Raw genomic sequence first — 22,852 nt, 5'->3', positions numbered from 1 at the left:
CGCGTGTGCGACGGGAAGAAGGGCTCGTGAGCGTCGAACCTCCGTCATCCGGCCGGCCCTCAGGACCTCCGTCCGGTCCCCTGTCGGGATCCTCCCGGCCCCCCTCGGGGCCGCCGCCCGCGCAGCCGCCGACCGGCGGTTCGGGCTCCGGGGAGCCGCACAGGCCCTGGTGGAAGTCGGTGCCCCGGGTGGCAGCGCTCACCGCCGCCCTGGTGGCCGCCGTGGCGCTCGCCCTGGTCTTCACCCGTCCGGGCGGTGGCGGCTCCTCCGCCAAGGCAGGCAAAATCTTCCTCCAGCCCGCCGGCAGCGCGGGCGAGGACCCCTTCACCCGGTCCACCGCACAGGTGGTCTCCGTTCCGCCGGAACCGTCCGCCTCCACCGCGACCGCCGGGGTGGCCGACCAGGTCCGCGGCGTGCAGGGCGGGGCGGCAGGGCTGTACGGCGGCACCCGGCAGACGTCCAGCTGCGACGTGGCGAAGCAGATCAAGTACCTCCAGGCCGACCGGGACAAGAACCGGGCGTTCGCCGTGACGGTCGGCGTCCAGCCCTCCGGTGTCCCCGCCTACCTGCGCTCGCTCACCCCGGTGCAGCTGCGCACGGACACCTGGGTGACCAACCACGGCTACCGCGACGGTGCCGTCACCAGCTACCAGTCCGTGCTCCAGGCCGGTACCGCCGTCCTGGTCGACGGGCACGGCGTGCCCCGGGTGCGCTGCGCCTGCGGGAACCCGCTGGCCTCGCCGGTCGTCCAGCGCACCACCCCGGACGTGGTGGGGCACAGCTGGCCGGCGTACCGGCCCTCGAACGTCGTCGTGGTGACACCGGCGCCGACGGTCGTCAAGACCTTCGTGATCTACGACCCGCACCACGACGAGTGGCTGCGCCGCCACCGCGGCGACACGCACGGCCGCCACGACCAGCACACCGCGCCGCCGGCGCACCCTCACCCGTGGAGCCGGCCGACGCCCTGCTCGATGACGCCGGGGACGTCGGGCAAGCCGCCCTGCCCGTCGACCTCGGTCACGACCACCCCGTCGAGGTCCACCTCGCCGTCGTCGAAGCCTCCGCCGTCGTCCCAGTCGTCCAAGCCGTCGTCCTCGAAGCCGTCGAAGCCGTCGTCCTCGAAGCCGTCGAAGCCGTCGTCCTCGAAGCCGTCCAAGCCGTCCTCCAAGCCCTCGAAGCCGTCGTCGTCGGAGTCCTCGAAGCCGTCGAAGCCGCCGTCGTCCTCCAAGTCGTCGTCGGAGTCCTCGAAACCGTCGGAGTCCTCGAAGCCGTCGAAGCCGTCGTCGTCGGAGTCCTCGAAACCGTCGAAGCCGTCGAAGCCGTCGTCGTCCTCCAAGTCGTCCTCGGAGTCCTCGAAGTCGTCCTCGTCGGAGTCCTCGAAGCCGTCGTCGTCCGAGCCCTCGTCGGAGAAGTCGTCCCCGTCCAAGGAGGCACCGTCCGACAAGTCGTCGGAGCCGTCACAGGGTTCCCCGCCGGCGGAGAACTCCTCCGCCGAGCCCCCCTCCACGGGCGGCTCCGAGCCGGCGTCCCCCGAGCCGTCCGGGCAGTCGAACCAGACCTCGGAGCAGCCGGAACAGCCCGGACAGAGCCCCGGCCAGCAGGACCAGAACCAGCAGGACCAGAACCAGCAGGATCAGAACCAGCAGGACCAGAACCAGCAGGACCAGAACCAGCAGGATCAGAACCAGCAGGACGGTTCGTAGTCGTGAGCGGTCGCGGTTCTCCCGTTTCGGAGTACAGTCCGACCCCGGCCACCGTGCGCGGTGGGGATACGCATACGGTGGACTGGCGGGCCGGGCTCGGGGTACGAGGTCTGGTGCGACACCGGCCGTACCGGGCTTTCCGAGAGAGACAGCATGACCGAGCACCTGGGCGGGGCAGTGATACCGACTGGCTTCGACGTACCCGTGGAGCCGTTGCGACGCGCGGCCCACTACACCGGCGAACCCGGTTGTATCGCTGAGGCGCGCGCGTTCGCGGCCCGGTTCCTCCAGCAGCTGCGGACCGAATGGTGCGCCCCCGCCGACAGTCGCGCGGACGGTGAGCTGCTCCTGGTGGTGAGCGAGCTGGTGACCAACGCGGACCGGCACAGCAGCGGCCCCTACATCCTGGAGCTGGAGGGCACGAACAGCGCGGTCGCGGTGTCCGTGTACGACAGCAGCACCGCCCTGCCCCGCCGCTATCCGAAGGATCCCCAGCGTGTCGGACGGCACGGTCTGGAGATCGTGCACGCCCTGGCCTCGGAGGTCACCGTGGAGCGTGTACCGGTGGGCAAGCGGGTGCGCGCCCGTTTCCAGCTCGTACGCTGACCTCGGCGGCGCTTCGGGTACGGGCGCCGCTCTTCCGCTCAGGGTCAGGCACAGCCGAGTTCGCCCAGCATCCCCTGGCGCAGCCGGGCGATGATCCGCTTGATCAGCCGGGAGACGTGCATCTGGGAGCAGCCGAGCCGCTCGCCGATCTCCGCCTGGGTGGCCTCCTCGACGAACCGCATGTGAAGGATCTGCCGGTCGCGGTCGCTCAGCTCCGCCATCAGCGGGGCGAGCGCGTGGAAGTCCTCGACGAGCCGCAGCCCCTCCTCCTCCACGCCGATGAAGTCGGCGAGCACGGCCTCGCCGTCCTCGGGGCCGTCGCCGGTGAGCGCGGCGTCCAGGGAGGCGGAGTTGTAGCCGTTGGAGGCGATCTGGGCCTCGACGACCTCGGCCCGGGAGATGTTCATCAGCGTGGCCAGTTCGGCGACCGTCGGGTCCCGGTCCAGCCGGCTCGACAGTTCCTCGCGCGCCTTGGCCAGCTCCACCCGCAGTTCCTGCAGCCGGCGCGGCACGTGGACCGCCCAGGTGGTGTCACGGAAGAACCGCTTGATCTCGCCCACGATGTACGGCAGCGCGAAGGAGGTGAACTCGACCTCGCGGGACAGCTCGAACCGGTCGATGGCCTTGATCAGGCCGATCATGCCGGTCTGGACGATGTCGTCCATGTCGTCGCCGCGGCTCCGGAACCGCCCGGCGGCGAACCGCACCAGCGACATGTTCATCTCGATGAGGGTGTTGCGCGCGTACTGGTACTCGTGCGTGCCCTCCTCCAGCTCGGCGAGCCGGCGGAAGAACTGGCGGGACAGTTCCCGTGCGTCGCGCGGGGCGACGGCCCCCGGGTCGGCGATCCCAGGCAGTGATCCCTCGCCCGTCCTGTGCTGCTCGGTCCTCTCGGCGACCTCTGCCTGCGACCGGATCCCGGCGGCGGTCCTCATTGCCTCTCCCACGAAAGTCAGGTGCGACGTCTGCCTTGGCGGCCTCTGTGTGCCCGAGCCCCGTCCTCGAGTGTGTGCGGTGTGCCGGAGCTGATACCCGGTATCCGCGGAGTGAAGCGTACCTGGGGGAAGGCTTCACCCGCCGGGTACCCACGGTGACCCGGCGTATGCACCCGTCCGGCCGTACCGGCGTGAAACATCCGGTCCGCCCGCACCGGCCCGGCATTTCCCTCAGGGCGGAACGCCGCGCCCTTGTCCCGGACCGCACCGTCCCTAGGCTGACGGGATGAGCAGCCAGGTGAGCGAAGAAGCCCGGGAGGCCGCCCGGCGGCCGGTGCCCGCCCCGGCGAAGACGCCGGAGCCCACGCCACGGGAGCCGCTGTGGCGCGATCTGGTCGGCGCGGTACTGCGCAGGGAGCGGCGCGCCCAGCGGCGCACGCTCAGGGAGGTGGCCGACGCGGCCCGGATCTCGCTGCCGTACCTGTCCGAGATCGAGCGTGGCCGCAAGGAGGCCTCCTCCGAGGTCCTCGCCGCCGCGGCCCACGCGCTCGGCCTGGGCCTCGGGGACCTGCTGTCGCTGGTCCACGGCGAGCTGGCCCACCCGGAGCCGTCCCGGCGTCCGGCCCCGCACCACCGGCCGGCCGCCGCGCCGCACCGGTCGCGGTTGCCGCGCCTGTCGAACGGGGGCCTCTGCCTGGCGGCCTGACCGGGCCGACCGATGAGTTTCGCGGCGGGCGGCGGTCTGTACCGGTGACCGCGTTCCACGCCCCAGGAGGTACTCATGACCACCGACGGTTTCGTCACGTGTCTCTGGTTCGACGGCCAGGCGGAGGAGGCCGCGCACCACTACGTGTCCGTCTTCAAGGACTCGAGTGTCGGAAGGGTCGTGCGCCACACCGAGGCCGGGCCCGGCACGGCCGGTTCCGTGCTGGTCGTGGAGTTCACGGCCAACGGCCAGAGGTTCCTCGCGCTCAACGGCGGCCCCCAGTACCGGTTCACCGAGGCGGTCTCCTTCCAGATCCTCTGCTCCGACCAGCAGGAGATCGACCACTACTGGACGAAGCTCACCGAGAACGGCGGCGAGGCCGGCTCCTGCGGCTGGCTCAAGGACCGGTACGGCGTCTCCTGGCAGGTGGTCTACGCCCGGTTGCTCGACATGGTCGGCGACCCGGATCCGGAGAAGGCCGCGCGTGCCACCCGGGCCATGATGGCCATGGGCAAGCTGGACGCCGCCGCGCTGGAGAAGGCGTACGCGGGGGAGTAGCGGGGGCGCGCCCCGGCCCGCCGGGCCGGGGCGGTCGGCCGGGTGAACCCGGCGCGGCTCGGCGCGCGGGCCCGGCCCCGCATGGCTAGCGTGAACAAACCGGTACACACCACACCAGGAGGGTCGCGACCATGGCCGTGCAGCCCGAGGGAACGCCCTGTTGGGCCGACGCGATGTTCAGTGACGTCGAGGGCGCCAAGCGGTTCTACGCCGAGGTGCTCGGCTGGACCTTCGGCGAGTCGTCGTCGGAGTACGGCAACTACACGCAGGCCTACGCGGACGGCAGGGCGGTGGCCGCCGTGGTCCCGCCGATGCCCGGCCAGGAGGGCCAGTCGCAGTGGTGCCTGTACTTCGCCTCGCCGGACGCCGCCGCGACCGCTGAGCGGATCCGGCACAACGGCGGCGAAGTGCTGATGGAACCGATGCAGGTCGGCGACCTCGGCACGATGTGTTTGGGCCGGGAACCCAGCGGAGCCGTGTTCGGTGTGTGGCAGGCCGGCAGGCACGAGGGCTTCGAGGCGACGGCCACGCCCGGCGCCTACTGCTGGGCGGAGCTCTTCACCCGGGAACCGGAGCGGGCGGACGCCTTCCTGTCCGCCGTGTTCCCGTACCGGATGAAGGAGATCGAGGACGACGCGGTGGACTTCCGGATGTTCCAGGTCGGGGAGGACACGGTCCTCGGCCGGATGCGGATGACCGACGACTTTCCGCCCGAGGTGCCCTCGTACATCAACGTCTACTTCACCGTGGACGACTGCGACGCGGCCGTCACCCGGGCCACCGGGCTCGGCGCGGTCCTCCGCTTCGGCCCCATGAGCAGCCCCTTCGGCCGGTTCGCCGCGCTCAGCGACCCGCAGGGTGCCAACTTCTCGGTGATCGACGTCACGACCACCGAGGGCGGGATGCCGAAGACCAGGGACGTCTGAGCGGACCCCGTCCGGCCGCCTCCGCGGCCATGGCATGATCGTGTGCATGCGTGAACGTGTGGTGGCCGCGTGCGACGGGGCTTCGAAGGGCAACCCCGGACCGGCCGGATGGGCGTGGGTGATCTCCGACGACGACGAGCGGACCCCCGTCGGCTGGGCGGCGGGCCCGCTCGGCCGGGCCACCAACAACGTCGCCGAACTGACGGCCCTGGAGCGGCTGCTCACGGCCGTCGACCCGGACGTGCCGCTGGAGATCCGCATGGACTCCCAGTACGCGATGAAGGCCGTCACCACCTGGCTGCCCGGCTGGAAGCGCAACGGCTGGAAGACCGCCGCCGGCAAGCCCGTCGCCAACCAGGACCTGGTCGTCCGCATCGACGAGCTCCTCGGCGGCCGGTCCGTCGAGTTCCGCTACGTGCCCGCCCACCAGGCCGACGGCGACCCGCTGAACGACTTCGCCGACCGCGCGGCCAGCCAGGCGGCCATCGTGCAGGAGCCCGCCGGCAGCGAGCTGGGTTCGCCGGAACCCCCGCCGTCGCCGGACACCCCGGCGGCGGCCGGGGCGCCGCGCCGGAAGACGCCCCGCCGCACCGGCGGCGCCGCGGCCGCCCGCACCATCAAGGCCAAGTTCCCCGGCCGCTGTCCGTGCGGCCGGTCCTACGCGGCCGGCGAGAAGATCGCCAAGAACGCGCAGGGCTGGGGCCACCCGGAGTGCCGTACCGCCGAGTCCTGATCAGGCGTCGAACGTGTAGAACGCGGTGTGGTCCAGCAGGTCCGCCGGGCGCACGGTGTTCCACGGCTTCATGGTGTCGTTCAGGTCCACCACGTCCGGTGTGCCGCCCGCCGGCACGTAGCCGACGCCCGGGTGGCGCCGCTGCCACTCCGCCCACAGCTTGTCGATGTAGGCGTGGTGCAGCCAGAACACCGGGTCGTTCGGGGAGACCCCGGTGGCCATCTGTCCGCCGACCCAGACGTGGACCCGGTTGTGCAGGTTGACCCCGCGCCAGCCCTCCAGGTGGTTGCGGAAACCGTCCGAGGCGCTGTTGTACGGCGCCATGTCGTACGTCGCCATGGACAGCACCGACTCGACCTCGGCGCGCGTCGGCAGCTCGCGCACGGACGTGCCGAGCGAACGCCGCAGGAAGGTGCGGCCGTCGACCCGCACGTTCACCGGCCAGTTCCCGGTGGACGCGGCGAACGGGCCGTCCATCACCCGGCCGTCGCTGCTGCGCCCGGTGCCGCCGAGGAAGTCCGGCGCCCACAGGGAGGCGCGCACCGTGCGGTCGGTGCTCCAGTCCCAGTACGGCAGGGTGACCGTGGAGTCCACGGACTGGAGCGCCTGCTCGAAGTCGAGCAGGAATCTGCGGTGCCAGGGCAGGAAGGAGGGCGAGCGGTGGCCGGTCCGCTCGCCGGTGTCGGTGTCCGCCATGATGAACTCGTTGTGCGTGCGGACGAACTCGTCGTAGCGTCCGCCGCGCTTGAGTTCGAGGACGGCGGCGACGAACCGCCGCTTCTCGTCGGCGGTCAGGGCGGCCTGGTTCTTGCGTACCGTCATGGTGCGGGGTGCTCCGGGATTCCTTGCGGGGGCGGTCAGTTGGCGGGGAACGGCAGCAGCGCGGCGCCCTGGAGCTCGTCCACCGCGGCCCGGGCGGCGGCGCGCGGGGTGGGCACCGGGTCGTAGTGGCTGACGACGCTGATCCAGCTGCCGTCGGCGTTGCGCATCACGTGCAGCTGCACCCCGTCGACGAACACCGCGTAGCCACCGCCGTGTTCGTGGTGGTGTCCGCCACCGCTCGACACGCGGCCCTGTATTCGGCGGCCCTTGTAGACCTCGTCGAAGGACTCGGGTGCGGCGGGCTCGTGGTGGCCGGCGGCGGACGCGGCCGGGGCGACGAGGGTGGCGGCCGTGGCCGTCGTGGCGACGGCGGCCGCCGCGGTGAGCGCACGGCGCCGGGTGATGCCGGGCATGCGGGTCCTCCTCAGGAGTGGTGGAGTGTGACGACGCATGCCTATCGGGCGTTACGGGAACGGAAGAAATCGCCCGGAACGGGTTGGCTGTGATCCGGACAATTAACCACATGTCATACAGAGTTGAACTAAGATGATCTTGCTGTGACCCGCTGCCGATCTGGTGCGGAACGGGGAATTCCTTGCCGGGGCACCCCGCTTCCCGGTGATCCTTTCCGGGCGCCGCCCGTCCGAGTGGCGCGGCTCACCACGCCAGGCTGACGCGATCGAGCGGGTCGCCGGGACTGCTACCGTCCGGTGCCGGTCGACCACGTCCGGTGACAGTCAGGGGTGCGCACGTGAAGATCGTCTGTGTCGGAGGCGGGCCCGCGGGCCTGTACCTCGCCATCCTGCTCAAACGGCAGAACCCGTCCCACGACATCACCGTCCACGAACGCGACCCCGAGGGCTCCACCTACGGCTGGGGCGTGACGTACTGGCGGGGCCTCCTCGACAAGCTCCAGGCGCACGACCCCGAGTCGGCGCGAGCGGTCGAGGAGCACTCCGTCCGCTGGAACGAGGGGGTCGCCCACGTCCGGGACCTGGCGGCCCGCCATCACGGGGACGAGGGGTTCGGCATCGGCCGGCACCGGCTGCTCGAACTGCTCGCCGGCCGGGCCCGCGCCCTCGGCGTCCGCCTGGAGTTCGAGAGCGACATCGGCGGACCACCCGCCGGAGCCGACCTCGTCGTCGCGGCCGACGGCGTGCACAGCGCCCTGCGCACCCGGCACGCGGGGCACTTCGGCACCCGGATCACCTCCGGCCGCAACCACTACATCTGGCTCGGCACCACCAAGGTGTTCGACGCCTTCACGTTCGCCTTCACCGAGACCGGGCACGGCTGGATCTGGGCCTACGGCTACGGCTACGGCGGCGGCCGCAGCACCTGTGTCGTCGAGTGCTCCCCGGAGACCTTCACCGGCCTCGGCCTGGACCGGGCGGACCGGGCGGAGGGCCTGGTGCTGCTGGAGAGGCTCTTCGCCGGCATCCTCGACGGCCACCCCCTCATCGCCCGCCCCGGCGCCTCCTGGCTGACCTTCCGCACCCTCACCAACCGCACCTGGCACCGCGGCAACCTCGTCCTGCTCGGCGACGCCGCCCACACCACGCACTACTCCATCGGCGCCGGCACCACCCTCGCCCTGGAGGACGCCATGTGCCTGGCCGGCGCCCTGAAGGAGCACGCCGCCCTGCCCGACGCCCTCGCCGCCTACGAGCGCCGGCGCCAGGCCGAGCTGCTGTCCGTGCAGAGCGCGGCCCGCTACAGCGCCCAGTGGTACGAGAACCTGCCCCGCTACATCCACCTGCCCCCGCACCGGATGTTCGCCCTGCTCGGCCAGCGCCACTCGCCCCTGCTGCCGTACGTCCCCCCGCAGCTGTACTACGGCCTGGACCGGGCGGCCGGACGGCTGGAGGCGCTCCGCCGGCTCAAGCGCTGGCTCGGCCCCCGCGCCGCCCGCGCCCTGCACGCCCGGACCACCGCCCGCCGGGACTGACCCTTCCGGACCCGTGTCCCCACCGCCAGGCCGCGGCCGGACGGAGGCGTTGGTGAATGGCCATTCACCCGATAAGGTGAATTGTTATTCACCTCGCCGCCGTGCTGCCCGCAGGAGCCCCGATGGACCAGCCAGCCGCCATACCCCCGCCGCCCGGCACCGGCACGCCGCCCCGGCTGCGCGACCGGCTCACCATCCCGGTGCTCGCGTCGGGCGGCATCCTCATGGCGGTCATGCAGACCGTGGTCGTACCGCTCCTGCCGGACCTGCCCCGGCTCACCGGATCGTCACCGGCCGCCGTCTCCTGGATGGTCACCGCGACGCTGCTCGCCGGCGCCGTCCTCACCCCCGTGCTCGGCCGGGCCGGTGACATGTACGGCAAGCGCCGGGTGCTCACCACCGCGCTCGCCCTGATGACCGTCGGCTCGGTCCTGTGCGCGCTGTCCTCCGACATCCGCGTGCTCATCGCCGCCCGCGCCCTCCAGGGCGCCGCCGCCTCCGTCGTCCCGCTCTCCATCAGCATCCTGCGCGACGAACTGCCGTCCGAGCGCCGGGGATCGGCGGTGGCGCTGATGAGTTCCACCGTCGGCATCGGCGCCGCCCTCGGGCTGCCGCTCGCCGCGCTGGTCGTGCAGTACGCCGACTGGCACACGATGTTCTGGCTGACCAGTGCGCTCGGTGCGCTCGGGGTCACGGCGACCTGGTGGGCGGTCAGGGAGTCACCGGTGCGGGAACCCGGCCGCTTCGACGTCCTCGGCGCGCTGGGGCTCGCCGCCGGGCTGGTCTGCCTGCTGCTGGGCGTCTCCCAGGGCGGCACCTGGGGCTGGGGGAGCGAGCGGGTCCTCGGGCTGTTCCTGGCCGCCGTCGCCGTCCTCGCGCTGTGGTGGTGGCAGCAGCTGCGCGGCGCACGGCCGCTGGTCGATCTGCGCCTGGTCACCCGGCCACGGGTGGGCCTGTCCCATGTGGCGGCCCTGCTGACCGGGTTCGCCTTCTACGCCAACTCGCTGGTCACCGCCCAGCTGGTGCAGGCGCCCGAGGCCACCGGCTACGGCCTCGGCCTGTCCATCGTCGCCACCGGACTGTGCCTCCTGCCCGGCGGCGTCACCATGCTGCTGTTCTCTCCGCTGTCGGCCCGGATCTCGGCCGCGCGCGGCCCGCGCGTCACGCTCGCCCTGGGCGCCGCCGCCATCGCCTGCGGGTACGCGCTGCGCATCGCCGACAGCCGCGACCTGTGGATGATCATCCTCGGGGCCACCGTGGTCGCGACCGGCACCACGCTCGCCTACTCGGCGTTGCCCACCCTGATCCTGCGCGCCGTCCCGGCCGCGCAGACCGCCTCCGCCAACGGCGTCAACGTCCTCATGCGCACCATCGGCCAGGCCGTCTCCAGCGCGGCGGTCGCCGCCGTCCTCGTCCACCACACCAGCCCCCTCGACGGCGTACCCGTGCCCACCCTGCACGGCTACCTGCTCGCCTTCGCGATGGCGGGCGCCATCGCCCTCGCGGCCTGCGTGGCGGCCCTGACCATCCCGGGCGACGAGCCCGCCGACGGCGGCCGGCGCGCCCGCGGGGCCACCCGGGGCGCGCGCGACGGGGCGATGGAGGGAGCATGAGCGGCATGACCGCACCGGCCGGCCGTGAGGCCGCCCCCGCACGCCGGGACGCCGAGGCCACCAGGGCCGCCATCCTGAAGGCGGCCCGCCACCTCCTGGCCCGGCACGCCCACGCCGACATCACCCTCAGGGCCGTGGCCGAACGGGCCGGTGTCAGCCCGCCCCTGATCCTGAAGTACTTCGGCAACAAGGACGCCCTCTTCGCCCGGGTGATGTCCTTCGACACCGACGCCGACGCCCTGCTGGACGCCCCGCTGCACGACCTGGGCCGGCACATGGTCCGGCACGTGCTGTCCAGTCAGCGCGACCGCGGCGCCGACCCGCTGCTGCGTATCGCCTTCGCCCCGCTGCACGGCGACCACGGTGACGTCCTGCGGGCCAACTTCCGCGCCCAGGTGACCGAGCGCCTCGCCGCCCGGCTCACCGGCCCCGACGCGGGACTGCGCGCCGAACTCGCCGTCGCCGCGCTCGTCGGCCTGGGCGTGATGTACGGCATCGCCCGCGGCCCGCACCTGCGGCAGACCGACGCCGACACCGTCGCCGACCGCTACGGGCCCGCCGTACAGGCCCAGCTGACGCCCGGCCGCTGAGCCGGCGGCCCACGCCGGGGTGCCCACCGGAGCGGCCCGTTCCGCGGGGCGCCGTGCCGGATGACAGACTGAGGCCATGGACGAACGCGTAATCGGCAGGTCGGGTCAGTGGGCATCGGTGGTCGGTCTCGGCACATGGCAGCTGGGCGCCGACTGGGGCGACGTGGACGACAAGGAGGCCCTGGCCGTCCTGGAGACGGCGGCCGAGTCGGGGGTCACCTTCTTCGACACGGCCGACGTGTACGGCGACGGGCGCAGCGAGGAGACCATCGCCTCGTTCCTGCGCGGCCGTCCCGACCTGCACGTGCTCGTGGCCACCAAGATGGGCCGCCGGGTCGAACAGATCCCCGGTAACTACGTCCTGGACAACTTCCGCGCCTGGAACGACCGCTCGCGCCGCAACCTGGGCGTCGACCGCGTCGACCTGGTCCAGCTGCACTGCCCGCCCACCCCGGTCTACTCCTCCGACGCGGTGTTCGACGCCCTGGACACCCTGGTGGAGGAGGAGCGCGTCGCCGCGTACGGGGTGAGCGTGGAGACCTGCGCGGAGGCGCTCACCGCGATCGCCCGGCCGAACGTGGCGAGCGTGCAGATCATCCTCAACCCCTTCCGCATGAAGCCCCTGTACGAGGTGCTGCCCGCCGCCCGCGAGGCCGGTGTCGGCATCATCGCGCGCGTGCCGCTCGCCTCCGGGCTGCTGTCCGGCAAGTACACGCGCGACACGGTGTTCGCGGCCAACGACCACCGCTCCTTCAACCGCCACGGCGAGGCCTTCGACCAGGGCGAGACCTTCTCCGGCGTCGACTACGCCACCGGGGTCGAGGCCGCCGCCGAGTTCGCCGCGCTCGCTCCCGAGGGGTACACCCCGGCCCAGCTGGCGCTGCGCTGGATCATCGAGCAGGACGGCGTGACCACGGTGATCCCGGGCGCGCGCAACCCGGAGCAGGCCCGCGCCAACGCCGCCGCGGCCAAGCTGCCGCCGCTGCCGGAGGAGACGGTCACGGCGATCCGGGAGCTGTACGAGCGCCGGATCAGCGACCAGGTCGAACACCGCTGGTAGACCCCGGCGCGCGGACCGTTTGAACGAACGACCGTGCGGTTAGACGCACCGCATGACGGAAGCAGGACAGCGCACAGGACGCGACGAGACCGAGGAGGAGCGGGCGGACCGGAAGTGGGGTGAACTCATCCAGGAGGTCCGTGTGGCGCAGACAGGCGTGCAGATCCTGTTCGGCTTCCTGCTGACCGTCGTCTTCCAGCCGAAGTACGTGCGGCTCACCGACACCGATCAGGTCATCTACATCGTGACCGTCGTCCTGGGCGCCTGCGCGACCGGCGCCCTCATCGGACCGGTCTCCCTGCACCGCCTGGTCTCCGGCCGCCGGGTCAAGCCGCAGGCCGTGCGGCTGGCCTCCCGGCTGACGTTCGTCGGCCTGCTGCTGCTGCTCGCCACGATGACGTCGTCGCTGCTGCTGATCCTCCGGGTGGCCACGCACGACGGATACGTGCCGTACCTGGTCTCGGGCGTCGTCACCTGGTACCTCGTGTGCTGGTACGGCCTGCCCCTGTGGGCCCGCCGCAAGCACACGGACCGGACGGACGACTAGGATCCTCCCTCCGGATCAGGCCCGCGAGCCCGGCCTGATCCGGACGGCAGACACCGGGGACCGCCCGGCCGGTCACTGGCCCACCCGTCCGTCGACGCGCTCGCGCAGCAGGTCGGCGTGGCCGCAGTGCCGGGCGTACTCCTCGATCCGGTGCACCAGCAGCTCCCGGACCGCGATCCGCTCCCTTCCCACCCGCTCCCCGAGGTCCGGGTGTGAGGCCAGTGCGGCGTCGGTCGCGGCCTGTTCGCGTTCCAGATCGGCGTACGCGGCGTCGACCACGGCCTGTTCCGCGACCGCTCCGTCGAAGTCCGCGTCCCCCTCGCCGTACAGCTTCGGCAGCGGGTCGGCCTCGCTGATCCAGTTGCGCCAGTCGCGTTCCACCTCCGCGAGGTGCCTGAGCAGGCCGAGGAGTGACATCGTGGACGGCGGGACCGAGCGCCGGGCCAGCTGCTCCGGGTCCAGGTCCTCGCACTTCATCCGCAGGGTGATGCGGTAGTTCGTCAGGTAGTCCGACAGCGTCGCCCGCTCGCCCTCCGGGCTGGCGCCGTTGTCGCGGGGGTCGTCGGCCGGGTCGGTCCACATGTCGGGGTAGACGGTCGCCCGGGTCCATCGTGCGGGTCGGTCACTCATGCCCCGCATGATGGTCCGCGGCGGCCCCGGTCCGCCACCGGATTGTCGTCACCACGCGCGCAGTTGACGGTCGTGGACCCGGCTGAGCAGCAGCAGTGACAGCACGGATCCGATCAGCGCGCAGCACATGTCCCACTGGGTGTCCCACACGTCGCCCTGGGTGGCGAGGAAGGCGTCGGCACCGTGCCCGCCGATCTCCGCCGCCAGCCACTCCAGCAGTTCGAAACAGGCGCTGAACGCGAGGCAGGCGCACACGGTGAGCGGCGCCAGCCAGCGGCTGCCGCGCAACGGCGAGGTACGGCTGAGCAGTTCCCGCACCAGCACGGCCGGGACGAAGCCCTGCATCAGGTGACCGAAGCGGTCGTACGGATTGCGGTCCAGGCCGAAGCTGTCGCGTACCCAGTCACCCACCGGTACCTGTGCGTAGGTGTAGTGACCGCCGGCCGCGAGGACCAGCGCGTGCACGGTCAGCAGCCCGCACAGCAGTCCCGTCAGCGGGAAGCGCCGCCAGGCCAGTACGACCAGGGGCAGCCCGGCCAGCACCCACACCGTCTCCAGGAACCAGGTGGTGCGGTCGCGCGCACCCCACGCGGACGCGGCCAGGCCCACCGCCACCACGGAGGCGAAGAGGGCGGGCGGTACGCGGCGCGGCGCGCGGAGCGGGAGGGGTGGCGCTGCGGTCACGGCGGGGCTCCTTGCCTGAGGGGCGTCGGGGGAACCCATCGTGGCGCCGGGCCGGGACCGCGGGCATGAGTACGGCTACTCAGCCGCGGAGAGGATCTCCTCCAGCAGCTCGTCCACCGCGACGCGTTCCCGCCCCGGCGGCACGACCTGGTACGTCTCGCGCAGGAACGAGGCGATCGCGGGCGCCCAGGCGAACACGACCGCGTGGTGCCGGCCGCCGTCCGCCCGCGTGTCCCCGAGGAACTCCAGCCGCAGTTCGTGCCACAGTCCGGTGGCCTCCGGCCGCATCCGCACGTCACCGACCCCCACCGGCCTGACCAGAGCGTCGGAGAGCATCTGCCGGTCCAGCCGCCAGCAGGCCAGCACATGACCGTCGTGCGCGAAGGCGGCGGTGACGGCGAACGGGTCGTCGACGTCGTAGCTGAGGTGGGCCAGCACCGGACACCGGCCGGTACCGTGCGCAAGCAGCTGCACCACCAGGGTCTTGTGCACGAACGAGTTCACGCGGGGGCCTCCGGGGACGATCGGCGTAGAGCCCTCTAGTACCCCGGTAACGCCCGAGAAGCTCATCCGTGTGACCGAAGTCGCTGAACCGTGCGCGACGCGCCCGGCCGGGGCGTCCCCGCGGGCCTCAGGCGAGGGCCTCCCGCAGGGCCGGCAGCAGGGTCTTCGCCGACCAGTCGATGAACTCCGGCTGGGAGTCGCCGCCGATCTGCACCAGGGCGATCTCCCCGAACCCGGCCTCCGCGTACGGCCGCACGGCCTCCACGAACGCCTCCGGGTCGTCGCCGCACGGGATGGCGGAGGCGACGTCGTCCTCGGTGACGAACTGGGTCGCGGCCTCGAAGGAGTCGGGGTGCGGCAGCTCGGCGTTCACCTTCCAGCCCAGGCCGAACCAGCGGAACTGGGAGTGGGCGCGCTTGATCGCCCTCTCCCGGTCGGTGTCGTAGCACACGGGAAGCTGGCCGACCCGGGGCTTGCCGCTGCCGCCGTGCCGGTCGAAGGCCTCCAGCAGGCCCCGCTTCGGCTCCGTCGCGATGACCAGGTCGGCGAGGTGCCCGGCGAGCTTGCACGACCGTTCACCGGAGACGGCGAGACCGATCGGCGGCGCCTCGTCCGGCAGGTCCCACAGCCGGGCCGACTCCACGTCGTAGTGCTGCCCGTGATGCGTCACGTGGCCGCCCTCGAACAGCGCGCGGATGATCTGCACGGCCTCCTCGAGCATCTCGTGGCGTACGTCCACCGGCGGCCAGCCGCCGCCCACGACGTGCTCGTTCAGGTTCTCGCCGGCGCCGAGGCCGAGCCGGAACCTGCCTTCGGACAGCAGCTGCACCGTCGCCGCCTTCTGCGCCACGACCGCCGGGTGGTAGCGCAGGATGGGGCAGGTGACGTAGGTCATCAGCGGGATCCGCGAGGTGGCCTGGGCGGCGGCGCCGAGCACACTCCACGCGTACGAGGCGTGTCCCTGCGAGCGCAGCCACGGGAAGTAGTGGTCCGACGTCACCGAGAAGTCGAACCCCGCCTCCTCGGCCCGCACCAGGTGGTTCACCAGGTCCCGGGGTCCGGCCTGCTCCGTCATCATCGTGTATCCGATTCGCACCATGGGGAGCGAGTCCCCGGCTCGGCCGCCGGAAAACGGCCGGCGGGCCTCCGGTCAGCCCTTCGGCGCACGGAACGTCGCGAGGAACGTCCGCAGCGCCAGCCGGCCGGCCGCGTTCCCCCAGGCCCCGGCCGGGGTGGTGAAGCGCAGGGAGAAGCCCCGGGCCCCGCCCAGCAGGAACCCCCGCCCGAAGGTGTGGGTCCGCGAGCGCCCCGATCCCGCCAGCCACTCCAGGTCGGCGGCCCTGCGGCCCTGGTAGGTGGTGGCCCGGACGGCGCCGACGCGGTGATAGCCGGGCAGCCTCGCCAGCCCGGGCTCGACGTCGTCCCGCCAGACGGCGACCGGGTCCGGGCCGACGCGCTCGCTGTAGGTGACGGCGAGGGCGGTCGAGTCGCCGCCGCGGCCGAAGGTCACGCGGTAGGCGAGGTCGGCCACCCGGGAGGTGGCCAGCCGCCGCCAGCCGTCGGGCAGCGCCACCGAGAAGCCCTCGGGGGCGGTGTACCGGTGATAGCCGGCCGGCAGGGCGGGGGAGGCCGACGGGGCCGGGACGGGGGTGGCGGCGGGCGTGGTGGTGCCGCCGGTGTGCCGGCCGGCCGGGGCGGTGGCCCGGCGCGGTGGCCCGGCGGTGTCCGTGCCCGGCAGCGCGCCGGCCGAGGCCAGCACCGCGGCGGCGACGGCGGCCGCGGCGAGTGCGGCGCCGACGGCCAGGAGCCGCCGGCCGCGCCCGGGGCCGGCGGTGACGACGGCGCCCCGGTACGCACCGCGCACCCGGGGGGCGGGCGCGGGCTGGTGGTCGGCGTCCGTGTCCTCGGTCAGTGCCCGGGTCAGGGCCTCGTGGACCACCGGCCGGGTCAGCCGCTCCCGCGCGTCCTTGCGCAGCAGCCCCTGCACCGCCCGGGTGAGCGGGCCGGCGCGCAGCGGGGTGCGCAACGGCAGCCGGTCGACGGCCTTGAGCGTGGCGTCGGGCCGGCCGCGGTCCCGGAACGGCGGCCGGCCCTCGACCATCGTGTACAGCAGCGCTCCCAGCGCCCACAGGTCGGCGGCGGGGCCGACGCGTTCGTCGCGGGCCTGCTCCGGCGAGGCGTACGAGGGTGCCGTGAGCCGCGGCACGAGGGTCGCGCCCGCCAGTCCGAACCCGGTGACGACGACCGGGCCGCCGTCCCGTACGAAGACCTGGCCGGGGCTCAGTTCCCCGTGCGTGATGCCCTCGTCGTGCGCCGCCCGCAGCACGTCGAGCAGTTCCAGGCCGGTGCGTGCGGCGCGCACCGGGTGGAGGGAGCCCTCCTGGGCGAGGAGTTCGCCGAGCGGTGTGCCGTCGATCCACTCGGTGACCGTCCACAGGGTGCCGTCCTGCACCACGGCGTCGACGACCGCGGCGACCTGGCCGGGGCGGAGCAGCCGCATGGTCTCGGAGGTGCGGACGACCCGGGCCGTGACGCGGCGCGCGGTGTCCTCGGTGACGGGTTCCGGCAGGGTCGTCTGCGTCACCAGGCGGGGCTGCTCGGCCGCCGTGTCCTCGGCATACCACCACAGGCGGTTGGTCTCCTGGGCGAAGACCTCCAGCAGCCGGTACCGTCCGGCGACCCACTCGTGTGCGGAGACGTGCGCCTCGACCATGGTCATCCCTCGCTGAAGCCCTGCGGCGTCTTTTCCATAGGTACGCGGGGCGCGCGGGGGTGCGTTCAGCGAATCGTCGATTCACGCCCCCTTCCCGTCTTTCATTCACAAGTTCGAAGGCCGGTACGGTGTCGGATCGGCCGCCCGGCAGCCGTCTCACAGCAGCCCGAAACCTTCCGCCCAGCCGTGCAGTTCCCGGGGCGTCGTGTTGCCCCCGCAGACCACGAGTCCGATCCGGGCGCCGTCGCCGGCCCGCGCCGCCACCTGCCGGGCCGCCGGCAGCAGACATCCCGCGGCCGGCTCGGCCCACACCTTGGCGTGGTCGGCGAGGTCCAGGCAGCCCTGCACGGCGTCCCGGTCCGGGACCACCAGGACGTCCTCGACGAGCGCGGACACATGGTCGTACGTCAGCTGCGCCACCGAGGGGGCGCTCAGGGTGGTGACCAGGGAGGACAGCGGCACCGGTACCGGGCCGCCCGCCCGCAGCGCGCCGGACATCGCCTCCGCGCCCTCGGTCTCCACGCCCCACACGCGTACCCCCGGGCGCAGGGCGCTCAGGGCCGCCGCGACCCCGGCGATCAGACCGCCGCCGCCGACGCTGACCACGACGTCCGTCAGCTCCCCGGCGTCCTCGGCCAGTTCCAGCCCCACGGTGCCCTGTCCGGCGATCACCACCGGGTCGTCGAACGGGTGGACCAGGGTGAGCCCCTCGTCGCGCAACCGCGTCACCAGCTGGAAGGCGCTGTCCATGCCGTCGGTGAGCCGCACCGACGCCCCGGCGTCCTCGGCGAGCGCGAGGGACCGCGCGGGTGCGGTCCGCGGCATCACCACGGTCGCCTTCACATCGAGGGCCGCCGCCATCACCGCGAGCGCCACGCCGTGGTTGCCGCCGCTGACGGCGACCACGCCCGCCGCGCGCTCCGCCGCGCTCAGCGACAGCAGCTTCGCCGTGGCCCCGCGGGCCTTGAACGAGCCGGTCCGCTGGAGCAGTTCGAGCTTGACGGTGACCGGGACGCCGAGCAGGGCGCCGAGGCCGGGACTCGGCACCGTCGGCGTCCTGACGACGTGCCCGGCGATCCGCTGTGCGGCGGCTTCGATGTCCGAGATGCCGATCACGGTGCTCCGTCCTTCCGGCGCGGAGTGCGGAGCCGCGCCGGAACGCACTGTGACCCGCCGGGACGCCCCAGGTCAACGCCGTACCGGATGATGGTTACCGGGCGCGGTCCGCCAGCAGGTCCAGCAGACGTGCCAGTTCCCCGGCGGCCCCGCCGGCCAGGGGCACGCCGGCGAGCAGCTCCCGGGCGGAGGCCGTGTGGGTGCGGGCCTCGGCCAGCGCCGCCGCCCGGCCGCCCGCCGCCTCGACCAGCGCGGCGGCCTCCCCGGTCCGTCCGGGCGAGTCCAGCAGCGCGGGCAGGTGCCGGGCCGCCGGTGAGCCGAGTGCGGCCAGCACCGGATACGTCTTCTTCCGCTCCCGCAGGTCACCGCCCACCGGCTTGCCGGTGACGGCTGGATCGCCCCAGATGCCCAGCACGTCGTCGACCAGCTGGAAGGCGACCCCGAGGTGCCGCCCGGCCCGGTCCAGGGCGCCGACCGTGGCCCGGGGCGCCCCGGCGAGCGCGGCACCCAGCGCGGCGGCACAGCCCAGGAGCGCGCCGGTCTTGCCCTCCGCCATCACCCGGTACTCCGCTGCCGTCACCCGTTCCGGCCCGGTCCACGGCCGGGTGGCGAACAGCAGGTCGTCGGCCTGTCCGCGCACCAGATCGGCGAGGGCCGAGGAGAGCAGCCGTACCGCGCCGGGGCCCTCGGGGGCCGCGGCGAGGACGTCCACCGCCAGCGCGAACAGGGCGTCCCCGGCCAGTACGGCCGGACCCGTGCCGTACGCCCGCCACACGGTGGGGCGCCCGCGCCGGACCGCGTCCCCGTCCATGATGTCGTCGTGCAGCAGCGAGAAGGCGTGTACCAGTTCCACCGCGACCGCCGCCGGCACCCCGGTCCGCCCGTCGGCGCCCGCGGCCTCGGCGCCCAGCACGGCCAGCGCCTGCCGTACGCCCTTGCCGCCCGGGGCGCTGGCGGGTGCTCCGCCGATCTCGCACCAGCCGAAGGAGTAGGCGGCCATCTCGGCCACCCACGGGTGCAGCCGTCCCACCGCGTCCTCCAGCGCGGGCCGTACCAGCTCCCGGCTGCGGGTCAGGGTGAGCACGGCCGGGTCCTGCACCGGCGAGCCGAGCGCCGTCACCGGGCGACCTCCGCGTCGAGACCGAACTCCCGCTGGGCCCGGGCCACCATCTCCCGGGCGTGCCGCAGCCCGCTGCGCTCCAGCGTCCGGGCCAGGCCGGCGAGTTCGGCGGCCGTCTCGGCGCGGTCGCGGCCGAGGCGGGCGAGGGACTTGGCGAGGCCGAGCCGGGACAGCGCCTCGCCGCGCGGCTCGCTCATCGTGCGGAACTCCGCGAGCGCCAGCTCGTAGCGGTCCCGGGCCTCGGCGTACCGCCCGGCGCGGTAGAGGACGTTGCCCTGCATCTTGTGGTTGTAGGCGAGCGCGCTGGACAGGTTCATCTCGCGGCAGCCGGCCTCCGCCTCGGCCAGCAGTTCCAGGGCCCGCGCGGTGGCGCCGTCGCGCACGGAGAGGACGTCCGCGAGTCCGCGCAGCGCCCAGGCGTGTCCGCGCCGGTCGTCGGCCCGGCCGGCTATCTCCGCCGCCTCCTCGAACAACGCGTACGCGCGGTCGAAGTCACCGGTGTTGCGATGCATCTGGGCGATGCCCTCCAGCGCCCACACCGTGTGCCGGGCCTCTCCCCGTTTGCGGGCCTCGGCCAGCAGCTGCTCGTGCAGCCGGCCGACCGCCTCGTAGTCGCCCTGGATGCGGCCGGTCTCGGCGAGGCCGGCCAGCGAGTAGCCGCGGACCACGACGTCCCCGCCGCGCTCGCCGAGGTCGGCGGCGAGCTTCAGCAGCCGCCAGGCCAGCGGGAACGCCCCACGCTGACGGGCCAGAGTGCCGCCGCTCCACAGTGCCCAGGCCATCGCGGCGGTGTCGCCGGCCTCCCGGGCGGCGCGGTAACTCGCCTTCCAGGCCCGGTCGGCGTCCCGCACATGGCCGAGCCGCCGGTGCGCCTCGGCGACGGCGAGGCCGCAGCGTGCCGCCTCGCCGGGCAGTCCGGCCCGCTCGGCCTCGCGCAGCCGTTCGGTGCCCTCGGCCAGCACGTCGACCAGCGAGGAGTTCACGGAGAGGGTGGTCAGGGCGCCCTGGTACTCCGGGGCGGAAGCCTTGCCGTACATGCGTACCCTTCTATACACGGAGTGTATACATAGCGTGCATAGCGTCTCGGAAGAATGCCCCGGCCCGAGGGGCCGGGGCTCGGTCTGTTGTCGATCAAGACGCCGGTACGACGGCGGGGGTTGCGCGGGCGACGCGGCTCACTTGTGAAGGTTCAGTGCTGCTGGGGCTTGTGGGGCGTCAGCTCGCTCGGCCGTACCACCACGTACCCCTCGCCCTGGAGCATCAGCTGCACGGCCTCACCGGAACCGCCGCGCAGCATCGAGCCGATGGACTGCGAGCGGTGCAGCGAGGTCTCCAGGTGCGCGGTCCAGCCCACCACCGCGTCCGTGTCGACGTACACCGGCGCCTGCGCGGTCACGGGGATCACCAGCGGGTTGCCGTCGCAGACCAGGCCGAGCCGGCCCTGGCCGCTGAAGACGCTGTTGAACAGGCCGCCGCCGGCTATGCCCGACCCCTTCACCGTCCTGATCTCGTACGACAACGAGGCGTCGAAACACAGGACGTTGCGGCCGTTGACCGTGAACCGGTCACCGGCCTCCACCTCGACGATGAAACAGTTCTGCGCCTCGTGCGCGAACCAGGCCTCGCCCTGCCCGCGCACCGCCATGAGGGGCAGTCCCTCACCGGTGACCGCACGCTTCAGCATGCCGCCGACGCCCTGCCCCTTGCGCTCGAACCTCAGGTCGCCGCGGTGGGCGACCATCGCGCCCTGCCGGGCGTACATCTCACCGTTCACCGCGTATCTGAGGCACTTGGCGTTCTCGACGGACATCCCCGGCTCGAGGGCCGGCTGGACCACATGCTGACTGGAGAAAAGCTCACCCTTCATGCGGGGCATGGTGTCCCGGACGACAGTGTTCCGCCAAGATCACGCGACGTACCGGTTCGGCCACGGAAGAGCCGCTACGGCTCGACCGCTTTCGCCTTGCCGCAGAACGCCGAGTCCAGGGCGCCCGCCAGCGTGTCGAGCACCTTCCCGTTGTTCGACGTGTTGGCCATCGCCGTGAGGCTGCGCCCGCCGTCCTTCGTGGCGAACGCGTACGTGTAGTACCCCTGCACGGCCCCTGTGTGCCCGTACACCGACACCCCGCAGGACAGGTCCCGCCGCCGCAGCCCCAGTCCGTACGCCGTCGTGCTGTTCACCGGGGTGAACCGCTCCATCTCGGCGAGCCGCGCGGCGGACATCAGCTTTCCCCCGAGCAGCGCGCCGTAGAACGTGTCGAGGTCCCGCGCGCTGGAGATGACCGCCCCCGCGCTCTGTGCCCAGGACACGGTCTGGGCGGTCGCGTCGACCGGCGCGGCGCCCGCCGTGTCCGGTGTCAGGTACCCGCGCGCGTACCGACCCGGGATCGCCGTCCGCGGATGGACGTAGAACGTGTCGCCCAGTCCCAGGGGCCCGATGACGCGGTCCTGGTACTCCGTCGCCACGGACCGGCCCGTGAGCTTCTCGATGAGCAGGCCGGCGACGACGAAGTTGGTGTTGGAGTATGCGTAGGCGGCGCCCGGCGCGTTGGTGCGGGGCTTCTTCAGGGAGAGGGCGACCAGCTGACGGTAGGTGAAGACCTTGTTCCGCACCGCCTCGAAGCCGGAGACGCTGTGGGCGAACATGTCGTTCGTGTAGTCGTACAGTCCGCTGCGGTGGCCGAGCACCTGACGGACCGTGATCCGGTCGTCGGGCAACAGCTTCGGCAGGTACCGGTTGACCGGCGCGTCGAGCGAGAGCCGGTGCTCGTCGGCGAGCTGGAGCAGGACGACGGCCGAGAAGGTCTTGGTGATGCTGCCGACCCGGAACCGGTCCTCCGTGCTGATGGCCCGCGCGCTGCCCCGGTCCGCGACGCCGAGCGTGACCCGGTACGTCCGCCCGTGGTCGTCGATCCGGGCCAGCGCGCCCGGTGCGCCCCGGTCCACCGCCGACCGCAGCACCGCGGCCAGCCCCGCCGTGTCCGGCGCCGGGAGAGTCGCCGGTGCCGGGGTGTCGTGCTCCGCGGCCACGGCCCGCACCGGGACCGCGAGGAGTGACAGCGCGACCGCCCCGAGGACCGCTCCCCGTCCCACCGTTGCTGAGACCATCCGGTTTCCACTCCCATCGGTTCGGTTCCTGATGCGATATCGGTCACATTCCGCCCTGGGAACCTAGGGGATTGAGGCAACGTCTCCCCAGTCGACACACAGTTGGTGGTCCAGTGATCACTCTGTGGCGGCCATTCGTAAAGGATTGCCATAGAAGTTCGCGAAATGGATCATTCCGGCTTTACGTGCACATGACTGATCCGACAGGGTTACCCCCCGGGGGCGCC

Annotated in this window: 23 protein-coding genes and 1 pseudogene; 11 read left to right on the top strand and 13 right to left on the bottom strand. The window is 72.9% G+C overall.

Translation table 11 applies throughout. From position 1 onward, the window contains the following. Window positions 1-26 precede the first annotated feature (26 nt). Window positions 27-1,229: pseudogene (locus ACF1BE_RS18595) on the top strand (DUF6777 domain-containing protein); the annotation flags it as partial. 630 nt (window positions 1,230-1,859) lie between these two features. Beyond that, entirely contained in the window at window positions 1,860-2,312 is a 453-nt protein-coding gene (locus tag ACF1BE_RS18590; protein WP_392200113.1) for an ATP-binding protein, read from the top strand. Window positions 2,313-2,356: 44 nt separating this feature from the next. Here the strand turns inward: ACF1BE_RS18590 and ACF1BE_RS18585 are convergent, their stop codons facing one another. Then, window positions 2,357-3,247: an RNA polymerase sigma factor SigF gene (locus ACF1BE_RS18585; RefSeq protein WP_392200112.1), complete on the bottom strand. Its 891-nt coding sequence runs from the start codon at window positions 3,245-3,247 to the stop codon at window positions 2,357-2,359. Window positions 3,248-3,533: 286 nt separating this feature from the next. Here ACF1BE_RS18585 and ACF1BE_RS18580 point away from each other — a divergent pair, with 286 nt between their 5' ends. The 4 genes from ACF1BE_RS18580 (at window position 3,534) to ACF1BE_RS18565 (ending at window position 6,170) form a co-directional block, all read left to right on the top strand. Next, entirely contained in the window at window positions 3,534-3,953 is a 420-nt protein-coding gene (locus ACF1BE_RS18580) for a helix-turn-helix domain-containing protein (RefSeq protein WP_392200111.1), read from the top strand. Window positions 3,954-4,028: 75 nt separating this feature from the next. Next, entirely contained in the window at window positions 4,029-4,511 is a 483-nt protein-coding gene (locus tag ACF1BE_RS18575) for a VOC family protein (protein ID WP_392200110.1), read from the top strand. Window positions 4,512-4,642: 131 nt separating this feature from the next. After that, window positions 4,643-5,437: a VOC family protein gene (locus ACF1BE_RS18570; RefSeq protein ID WP_392200109.1), complete on the top strand. Its 795-nt coding sequence runs from the start codon at window positions 4,643-4,645 to the stop codon at window positions 5,435-5,437. A gap of 34 nt (window positions 5,438-5,471) precedes the next feature. Next, entirely contained in the window at window positions 5,472-6,170 is a 699-nt protein-coding gene (locus ACF1BE_RS18565) for a ribonuclease H (RefSeq protein ID WP_392200108.1), read from the top strand. On the opposite strand, the gene ACF1BE_RS18560 is transcribed toward ACF1BE_RS18565, so the two are convergent. Together ACF1BE_RS18560 and ACF1BE_RS18555 are read right to left on the bottom strand one after the other, a co-directional pair. Next, on the bottom strand, window positions 6,171-6,992 hold the full coding sequence (locus tag ACF1BE_RS18560) for a tyrosinase family protein (RefSeq protein WP_392200107.1): 822 nt from the start codon (window positions 6,990-6,992) through the stop codon (window positions 6,171-6,173). A 35-nt stretch (window positions 6,993-7,027) separates the two neighbouring features. Further along, window positions 7,028-7,405: a tyrosinase cofactor gene (locus tag ACF1BE_RS18555; RefSeq protein WP_392200106.1), complete on the bottom strand. Its 378-nt coding sequence runs from the start codon at window positions 7,403-7,405 to the stop codon at window positions 7,028-7,030. Window positions 7,406-7,743: 338 nt separating this feature from the next. On the opposite strand from ACF1BE_RS18555, the gene ACF1BE_RS18550 reads away from it, so the two are divergent. The 5 genes from ACF1BE_RS18550 (at window position 7,744) to ACF1BE_RS18530 (ending at window position 12,750) form a co-directional block, all read left to right on the top strand. Then, window positions 7,744-8,940 carry an FAD-dependent monooxygenase gene (locus ACF1BE_RS18550; RefSeq protein WP_392200105.1) on the top strand — a complete coding sequence of 399 codons (1,197 nt, stop codon included), beginning with the start codon at window positions 7,744-7,746 and terminating at the stop codon, window positions 8,938-8,940. A gap of 122 nt (window positions 8,941-9,062) precedes the next feature. Then, window positions 9,063-10,553 (top strand): MFS transporter, encoded by a 1,491-nt coding sequence (locus ACF1BE_RS18545; protein WP_392200104.1) that lies wholly within the window; start codon window positions 9,063-9,065, stop codon window positions 10,551-10,553. Continuing rightward, on the top strand, window positions 10,550-11,143 hold the full coding sequence (locus ACF1BE_RS18540) for a TetR family transcriptional regulator (protein ID WP_392200103.1): 594 nt from the start codon (window positions 10,550-10,552) through the stop codon (window positions 11,141-11,143). Before ACF1BE_RS18545 ends, ACF1BE_RS18540 begins: the two co-directional genes overlap by 4 nt. A gap of 76 nt (window positions 11,144-11,219) precedes the next feature. Further along, window positions 11,220-12,203, top strand: a complete 984-nt coding sequence (locus tag ACF1BE_RS18535; RefSeq protein WP_392200102.1) for an aldo/keto reductase — start codon at window positions 11,220-11,222, stop codon at window positions 12,201-12,203. A gap of 52 nt (window positions 12,204-12,255) precedes the next feature. Next, window positions 12,256-12,750, top strand: a complete 495-nt coding sequence (locus ACF1BE_RS18530) for a DUF6328 family protein (protein ID WP_392200101.1) — start codon at window positions 12,256-12,258, stop codon at window positions 12,748-12,750. A 72-nt stretch (window positions 12,751-12,822) separates the two neighbouring features. Here ACF1BE_RS18530 and ACF1BE_RS18525 read toward each other — a convergent pair whose 3' ends face one another. The 10 genes from ACF1BE_RS18525 to ACF1BE_RS18480 form a co-directional block, all read right to left on the bottom strand. Further along, entirely contained in the window at window positions 12,823-13,389 is a 567-nt protein-coding gene (locus ACF1BE_RS18525) for a DinB family protein (RefSeq protein WP_392200100.1), read from the bottom strand. Between the two features lie 39 nt (window positions 13,390-13,428). Further along, complete coding sequence (locus tag ACF1BE_RS18520) at window positions 13,429-14,103, bottom strand: DUF2238 domain-containing protein (RefSeq protein WP_392200099.1); 675 nt, start codon at window positions 14,101-14,103, stop codon at window positions 13,429-13,431. Between the two features lie 36 nt (window positions 14,104-14,139). Beyond that, window positions 14,140-14,568: an SsgA family sporulation/cell division regulator gene (locus ACF1BE_RS18515; protein ID WP_392200098.1), complete on the bottom strand. Its 429-nt coding sequence runs from the start codon at window positions 14,566-14,568 to the stop codon at window positions 14,140-14,142. A gap of 127 nt (window positions 14,569-14,695) precedes the next feature. Further along, on the bottom strand, window positions 14,696-15,667 hold the full coding sequence (locus tag ACF1BE_RS18510; protein WP_392200097.1) for an LLM class F420-dependent oxidoreductase: 972 nt from the start codon (window positions 15,665-15,667) through the stop codon (window positions 14,696-14,698). Window positions 15,668-15,718: 51 nt separating this feature from the next. Next, entirely contained in the window at window positions 15,719-17,287 is a 1,569-nt protein-coding gene (locus ACF1BE_RS18505) for a serine/threonine-protein kinase (protein WP_392200096.1), read from the bottom strand. A gap of 150 nt (window positions 17,288-17,437) precedes the next feature. Next, window positions 17,438-18,397, bottom strand: a complete 960-nt coding sequence (locus ACF1BE_RS18500) for a threonine/serine dehydratase (RefSeq protein ID WP_392200095.1) — start codon at window positions 18,395-18,397, stop codon at window positions 17,438-17,440. A 94-nt stretch (window positions 18,398-18,491) separates the two neighbouring features. Beyond that, complete coding sequence (locus ACF1BE_RS18495) at window positions 18,492-19,517, bottom strand: polyprenyl synthetase family protein (RefSeq protein WP_392200094.1); 1,026 nt, start codon at window positions 19,515-19,517, stop codon at window positions 18,492-18,494. Then, window positions 19,514-20,554 (bottom strand): tetratricopeptide repeat protein, encoded by a 1,041-nt coding sequence (locus ACF1BE_RS18490; protein WP_392200093.1) that lies wholly within the window; start codon window positions 20,552-20,554, stop codon window positions 19,514-19,516. Before ACF1BE_RS18490 ends, ACF1BE_RS18495 begins: the two co-directional genes overlap by 4 nt. Before the next feature lie 152 nt (window positions 20,555-20,706). Then, window positions 20,707-21,384, bottom strand: coding sequence for an AIM24 family protein (locus tag ACF1BE_RS18485; RefSeq protein ID WP_392200092.1), 678 nt, complete (start codon window positions 21,382-21,384; stop codon window positions 20,707-20,709). Between the two features lie 74 nt (window positions 21,385-21,458). Then, window positions 21,459-22,625 carry a serine hydrolase domain-containing protein gene (locus tag ACF1BE_RS18480; protein WP_392200091.1) on the bottom strand — a complete coding sequence of 389 codons (1,167 nt, stop codon included), beginning with the start codon at window positions 22,623-22,625 and terminating at the stop codon, window positions 21,459-21,461. Window positions 22,626-22,852 lie beyond the last annotated feature (227 nt).

This window comes from Streptomyces sp. NPDC014991 (genome assembly GCF_043080665.1).
In the GTDB taxonomy this organism is placed as follows: Bacteria; Actinomycetota; Actinomycetes; order Streptomycetales; family Streptomycetaceae; genus Streptomyces.
The sequence above is the reverse complement of the archived record's forward strand: the minus strand, read 5'-3'. Positions and strand labels throughout refer to the sequence as shown.